4 protein-coding genes are annotated in these 6841 nt (G+C 38.9%); all 4 read left to right on the top strand.

Annotated elements, in window-relative coordinates:
- The first annotated feature begins 470 nt into the window (after nucleotides 1-470).
- A complete protein-coding gene (gene dnaA, locus KPC_RS16495) occupies nucleotides 471-1859 on the top strand; it encodes a chromosomal replication initiator protein DnaA (RefSeq protein ID WP_121975447.1) in 1389 nt (462 codons plus the stop codon).
- 103 nt (nucleotides 1860-1962) lie between these two features.
- The gene (gene dnaN, locus KPC_RS20800) at nucleotides 1963-3111 is read left to right on the top strand and encodes a DNA polymerase III subunit beta (RefSeq protein ID WP_121975446.1); all 1149 of its coding nucleotides are present in this window, start codon (nucleotides 1963-1965) and stop codon (nucleotides 3109-3111) included.
- A gap of 18 nt (nucleotides 3112-3129) precedes the next feature.
- Complete coding sequence (gene recF, locus KPC_RS16485) at nucleotides 3130-4212, top strand: DNA replication/repair protein RecF (protein WP_121975445.1); 1083 nt, start codon at nucleotides 3130-3132, stop codon at nucleotides 4210-4212.
- Between the two features lie 54 nt (nucleotides 4213-4266).
- Entirely contained in the window at nucleotides 4267-6735 is a 2469-nt protein-coding gene (gene gyrB / locus KPC_RS16480) for a DNA topoisomerase (ATP-hydrolyzing) subunit B (protein ID WP_121975444.1), read from the top strand.
- Nucleotides 6736-6841 lie beyond the last annotated feature (106 nt).

Genomic DNA, 6841 nt, shown 5'->3' with positions numbered 1-6841 from the left:
AAGTTATACTCATAGATACCCACAAAGTTATCCATATTGAAACTCCGGTTTAAATTTAATTTCTATCCAATTTGAATTTAAATTCATTATGTTTAAGGTTATCCACAGCTCTCCTGAATCTTATAAATAAATTCAAATTTAAAATTTAAATTTATTATTATTAGCGCTGGTTTTTTCTGTGGAAATCTGCTTTTTAAATTTAAAAAACAAATATTTGCTATGTGAATATCTTTGTTTTTATTTATTTGATGGTTTGTGGATAACTTCATGTTATATTTTATCCACAGGATGTGGAAAAGCTTATCCACATGCGATTTGAATTTAAATTTAATTGCGGAAGGTTGCTTTTTTGAACGATTGTGACTGAATTACCCATGACATATGTGGATAACTTGGTTAGAATGGCGACCCCCGATGACTGGGGATATGTTTTTTAAATTTAAAACGAACTTTTAGAGAAGGGGTTTCACATGCTTTGGACGGACTGCTTAACTCGCTTGCGACAAGAGCTATCTGATAATGTCTATGCTATGTGGATTCGTCCTTTGGTTGCGGAAGAAAGTGACGATACATTAAAGCTATATGCACCTAATCCGTATTGGACAAGATATATCCAAGAGCATCATCTTGAACTCATTTCGATTTTAGCTGAGCAACTCTCTGAAGGGCGTATTCGCAAAGTTGATATTTTAGTTGATTCTCGTCCTGGAGCTATTCTTTCAGCATCTGAGCAACCTGCAACAACGACAGCTGCTTTAGAGTCTGCACCAGTTAGTGCGCCTGTTAAGCAAAAGAAAGAAAAAGAACACGAAACAGTTTCTGCTAAAAATAATAAAAAAAGATTACTTAACCCATTGTTTACATTTGCATTATTTGTGGAAGGTCGTTCAAACCAGATGGCAGCTGAAACCTGTCGAAAAGTTTTGACCCAATTGGGTGAGTCTCAGCATAATCCACTATTTTTATATGGTCCGACAGGGCTTGGTAAAACTCACCTGATGCAAGCTGTTGGCAATGCTCTGCTTCAGGCCAAACCAAATGCACGTGTTATGTACATGACTGCTGAGAGCTTTGTGCAAGACTTTGTTAGTTCATTGCAAAAAGGCAAGGTGGAAGAGTTTAAGAAGAATTGTCGTTCTTTAGATTTACTTTTAGTAGATGATATTCATTTGCTTGCTGGCAAAGAAGCTAGTCTTGTTGAATTTTTCTACACTTTCAATGCCTTACTTGATGAATCTAAACAGATTATTTTGACTTCGGACCGTTATCCCAAAGAGCTGACTGAACTTGATCCTCGTTTGGTTTCACGTTTTTCCTGGGGATTATCTGTCGGTGTAGAACCTCCGGATATTGAAACACGTATTGAAATTTTGTTGAAAAAAGCTGAAAGCAATGACATCGATTTACCACGTAATTGTGCACTGTTTATTGCACAACAAGTTGTTGCAAACGTTCGTGAACTTGAAGGTGCATTGAACAAAGTTGTTGCGATTTCTCGCTTTAAAGGTACTGCCATTGATTTGGACGTAGTCCGGGAATCATTAAAAGATGTACTAGCGATTCGTGCAAGAACGATTAGTACTGAAAATATTCAACGTGTGGTGAGCGAATATTTCCGTATCCCATTAAAAGAATTGGTTGGTCCTAAACGTACTCGTATTTATGCGCGTCCACGCCAATTGGCTATGGGACTCGCCCGTGAATTGACTGGAGACAGTTTTCCTGAAATCGGCATGGCATTTGGAGGGCGTGATCACAGTACCGTGATGCATGCCTGTGAAAAAGTTCAAAGTTTGCGCGATGAAGATCCTATATTTAATGAAGATTACAAAAACTTAATGCGCTTATTACAAAGCTAAATATTGCTTAAATTATATTCTTGCAATGCGGCATAAAGTGCCGCATAGTACACTGTTAAAAATTAGATTTACCCGTCTTCAGATATTTTTAGAGGAATCCACCGTGCGTTTGAAAATCGCGAAAGAGAGCTTACTCAATGTTTTATCCCATGTGGTTGGAGCAGTTGAACGTCGCCATACTTTGAACATTCTTTCAAACGTTAAAATCCAGACGACCAATCAGGCTTTAACTATTACTGGTTCTGACTTAGAGGTTGAATTGGTTGCAAGCACGACTTTAGCAGAGGGCGCATGTTTACAGGCGGGAGAAACCACTGTTCCTGCCCGTAAGCTTATGGATATCTGTAAATCTTTACCAACAGCAGCATTGATTGATTTACAAATTACTGAAGACCAACGTTGTATTTTAAAATCTGGTAATAGCCGTTTTGTCTTGGGGACTTTACCTGCCGAAGATTACCCTCTTTTGACTACAGAAAATAGTCAAGGCACACAGGTTCAAGTCACTGAACGAGAACTCAAACGTTTATTTGAAAAAACTGCATTTGCAATGGCGGTTCAGGATGTACGTTTTTACTTAACGGGTACTTTGTTGGAAATTGATGAAAATCAATTGCGTGCTGTTACTACAGATGGTCACCGTTTGGCATTGTGTGAAACATTGGCTTCCTCAAATGCAACTCAATTAGTTCAAGCCATTGTTCCTCGAAAGGCTGTTGGTGAATTACAGCGATTACTCAGCATTGAGGACGAGCAACTAACGCTTTTAATTGGCCGTGAATTGTTGAATGTCACTATTAATACGCCTAGTCGTGATAAAGAACAAGCTGATATTACAGTTCGCTTCACCACAAAATTGATTGATGGAAAATTCCCGGATTATCGCCGTGTTATTCCACGTGGTGGTGATAAGAATGTATTAATTGCGCATGATGTTTTTAAACAGTCACTACAGCGCGTTGCGATTTTGAGTAATGAAAAATTGCGTGGTGTTTTCTTGAATTTTAATACTGACTCTTTGCAACTTCGTGCCAATAACCCTGAGCAAGATGAAGCTATTGAAGATTTGGCAATACAATATTCTGATGCACCAATGGAAATGTCGTTTAATGCACAGTATTTATTGGATGTATTAGGTGTTTTAGATGGTGATGATGTATCTATGACGATGACAGAGGCAAATCAATCTGTGCTTGTGCAAGACCCATCACAACAGGATCAGACTTATGTTGTGATGCCAATGCGTGTTTAATTTTACTGATTTTTTAGCATGCATATCACGCGTTTAAATATACAACGTGTACGAAATTTAGAAACGGTTGTACTCAATGAGTTGCAGCCGTTTAATGTCTTTTATGGACAAAATGGTTCTGGTAAGACTTCAATTCTGGAAGCAATTCATTTATTGGCAACAGGGCGATCTTTTAGAACACATATTCCAAAAAACTACATTCAAAATAATACACAGGATGCAATTATATTTGCACAATCTGCTACTGAAAAAATAGGAATGCAGAAATTACAAAGTGGTGAGCAATTAATCAAAGTGAATGGTGATACTGTGGCTACACAGGGGCAGCTTGCTAAGATTTTACCGCTACAACATATAGACCCGCTCAGTACTGATATTATTGATCATGGCGCTAAACCACGCAGACAATTGCTCGACTGGCTTATGTTTCACGTGGAACCAGAGTTTTACATTGCATGGCAATATTATTCACGAACTTTAAAGCAGCGTAATAGCTTGTTAAAAGTACAACGTAATTTGACTTTGCAAGATCTGGAGCCGTGGAACCAGATGTTGAGTCAATATGGTGAGATTTTACATTCTCAGCGTCTTGAAATTGTTGAACAATGGAAAATATACCTTCGTGAAGATTTAGCTCAATTGCTTCCGGATCTGGATATCCAGCTTGAATACAGTGCAGGGTTCCATGTGGAACATGGCTTGCTTTCCGACCTTTCTAATTATCATCAAAAAGATATCGAAAGACGCTACACTGAATATGGTCCGCATCGTGCTGATTTGCGTTTAAAAACTCCTCTGGGGGATGCTGATGTTGTATTGTCACGTGGACAAAAAAAGCTATTGATAATGGCATTAAAACTGTCACAGATTGCAATGCTACATGCCTGTAATAAGGAAACTGTGGTATTATTAGATGATCTGACAGCAGAATTAGATTTAAGCGCACAACAACGTTTAATTGAGCGATTGAGCCAACTTGGTAGTCAAGTTTTTATCACGACTTTAGACCATAATTCAGTGCAACAACATTTGCAGGATTTGTCTATTTCATATCAATTATTCAATGTGGACAATGGTCGAGTTCAAGTTGTTGTGCATTAGTTTTGAGATTTTTTTCCAGTTTTGGATTGACCTATTTTTCACTAGGGAGAAACCATGAGTTCAGAAGATCAAGCTGCTTCTCAAACAGAACAAACCACAGAAAAAGCTTATGATTCCTCTAGTATCAAAGTATTACGTGGCCTAGATGCGGTTCGTAAACGTCCAGGCATGTATATTGGTGATACTGACGATGGTACAGGCTTACATCATATGGTGTTTGAGGTCGTTGATAATGCGATTGATGAAGCATTAGCAGGTCATTGTGACGAGATTATCGTAACCATTCATGAAGATGAGTCTGTGAGTGTTTCTGATAATGGTCGTGGTATTCCTACCGATATTCACCCTGAAGAGGGTGTTTCTGCTGCTGAAGTAATTTTAACCATTCTGCACGCTGGTGGTAAATTTGATGACAACAGCTATAAAGTTTCAGGTGGTTTACATGGTGTTGGTGTTTCAGTTGTAAATGCTTTGTCTAGCAAACTGGAATTAACTATTCATCGTGCTGGTCATATTCATCATCAGGAATACAAACATGGTGATCCTCAATATCCTTTAAAGGTCGTTGGTGATACTTCGAAAACTGGAACGATTGTACGTTTCTGGCCAAGTGCTGAAACTTTTAGCCAGACTATTTTTAATGTCGATATTCTGGCACGTCGTTTACGTGAATTATCTTTCCTGAATGCTGGTGTACGTATCATTTTACGTGATGAACGTGTTGCTTTTGAACATATTTACGACTATGAAGGTGGATTGTCTGAGTTCGTAAAATATATTAATCAAGGCAAAACACATCTAAATGATATTTTCCATTTCACAACCCAGGCGGATAATGGTATCGGCGTTGAAGTTGCGCTTCAGTGGAATGATACTTATCAGGAAAATGTACGTTGCTTTACCAATAATATCCCACAAAAAGATGGGGGCACGCATTTAGCTGGTTTCCGTGCTGCTTTGACCCGTGGTTTAAATAGCTACATGGAAAATGAAAGCTTACTCAAAAAAGAGAAAGTTGCAGTTACGGGTGATGATGCACGTGAAGGTTTGACAGCAATTATTTCAGTCAAAGTACCAGATCCAAAGTTTTCTTCACAAACCAAAGAAAAACTGGTATCCAGTGAAGTAAAACCAGCTGTTGAGCAGGCGATGAACAAAGCATTCTCTGAATATTTACTCGAGAATCCTCAAGCAGCCAAATCAATTGCAGGTAAAATCATTGATGCCGCACGTGCCCGTGATGCTGCACGTAAAGCGCGTGAAATGACACGCCGCAAAAGTGCGCTGGATATTGCAGGTCTGCCAGGTAAATTAGCAGACTGTCAGGAAAAAGATCCTGCACTTTCTGAACTTTACTTGGTCGAAGGTGACTCTGCGGGTGGTTCGGCAAAACAGGGTCGTAACCGTAAGATGCAGGCTATTCTTCCACTTAAAGGTAAAATCCTTAATGTGGAACGTGCTCGTTTTGATAAAATGATCTCTTCTCAGGAAGTAGGTACTCTCATCACAGCACTTGGATGTGGTATTGGCCGAGAAGAATATAATCCTGAAAAGCTACGTTACCATAAAATTATCATTATGACCGATGCTGATGTGGATGGTTCACACATTCGTACGTTGCTTCTGACATTCTTTTTCCGTCAAATGCCTGAGCTTGTCGAACGTGGCTATATCTATATTGCTCAACCACCGCTTTATAAAGTGAAAAAGGGTAAACAAGAGCTTTATATCAAAGATAATGAAGCGCTTGATAGTTATCTGATTTCAAATGCAATTGATGATCTGGAGTTACATATTAGTGCTGATGCGCCAGCAATTCGTGGTGAGGCACTGGAAAAGGTGATTGCAGATTATCAAACATCGCAAAAGAGTTTACAGCGTTTAACTCAGCGTTATCCAGCCAGCTTGCTTGATGGTTTACTTGGTCTAGAAGCATTTAAACTAGATCAGGCCCATGATAAAGCTTATGTGGAGCAATGGTCAGAACAGCTTCGTGGAGCAATGGAAACAGCACAGCCAAGCTTACGTCCAGAGCTTTCATATGAAGAGTTTGAAAAAGAACTTGCAGACGGGCAAAAAGTAACAGTTTATTGGCCGCGTATCACAATATATGTGCATAATTTACCGCATCAGTATTTACTGGATGCTGGCTTGCTATCTTCTAGTGAATATAAACGTCTACTTCAAAACTCTCAAAGTTGGTTTAGATTGATTGAAGAGGGTGCTTATCTGCAAAAAGGTGAGCGTCGAATCAATGTCAGCAATTTCCATCAGGTTTGGCAACAAATTTTACAAGACTCACGTCGTGGTATGATGATTCAGCGTTATAAGGGTCTAGGTGAGATGAATGCTGAGCAGCTTTGGGAAACGACTATGGATCCTGAAAACCGTAATATGCTTCAGGTGACTATTGATGATGCAATAGAGGCAGATCGGATGTTCTCATGCTTGATGGGGGATGATGTTGAACCTCGTCGTGCATTTATTGAGGAAAATGCATTACATGCAGATATTGATGCTTAATTTTATCTAATCTAAGCATAAAAAAAGCTGCCAAGAAGGCAGCTTTTTTTATGTTCCATGTGAAACAATTTATAGTGTTAATATCCTTTTGAATAAGAAATGTAAC

Origin of the sequence: Acinetobacter stercoris (assembly GCF_900323515.1) — a bacterium.
Classification (GTDB): domain Bacteria; phylum Pseudomonadota; class Gammaproteobacteria; order Pseudomonadales; family Moraxellaceae; genus Acinetobacter; species Acinetobacter stercoris.
Note: the sequence above shows the minus strand (reverse complement) of the source record. Positions and strands in the feature narration are given on the sequence as shown.

Bases quoted from the DNA above. Each gene is read 5' to 3' on its own strand.
- recF (WP_121975445.1), top strand. From the start codon at position 3,130: ATGCATATCACGCGTTTAAATATACAACGTGTACGAAATTTAGAAACG.
- dnaA (WP_121975447.1), top strand. From the start codon at position 471: ATGCTTTGGACGGACTGCTTAACTCGCTTGCGACAAGAGCTATCTGAT.
- gyrB (WP_121975444.1), top strand. From the start codon at position 4,267: ATGAGTTCAGAAGATCAAGCTGCTTCTCAAACAGAACAAACCACAGAA.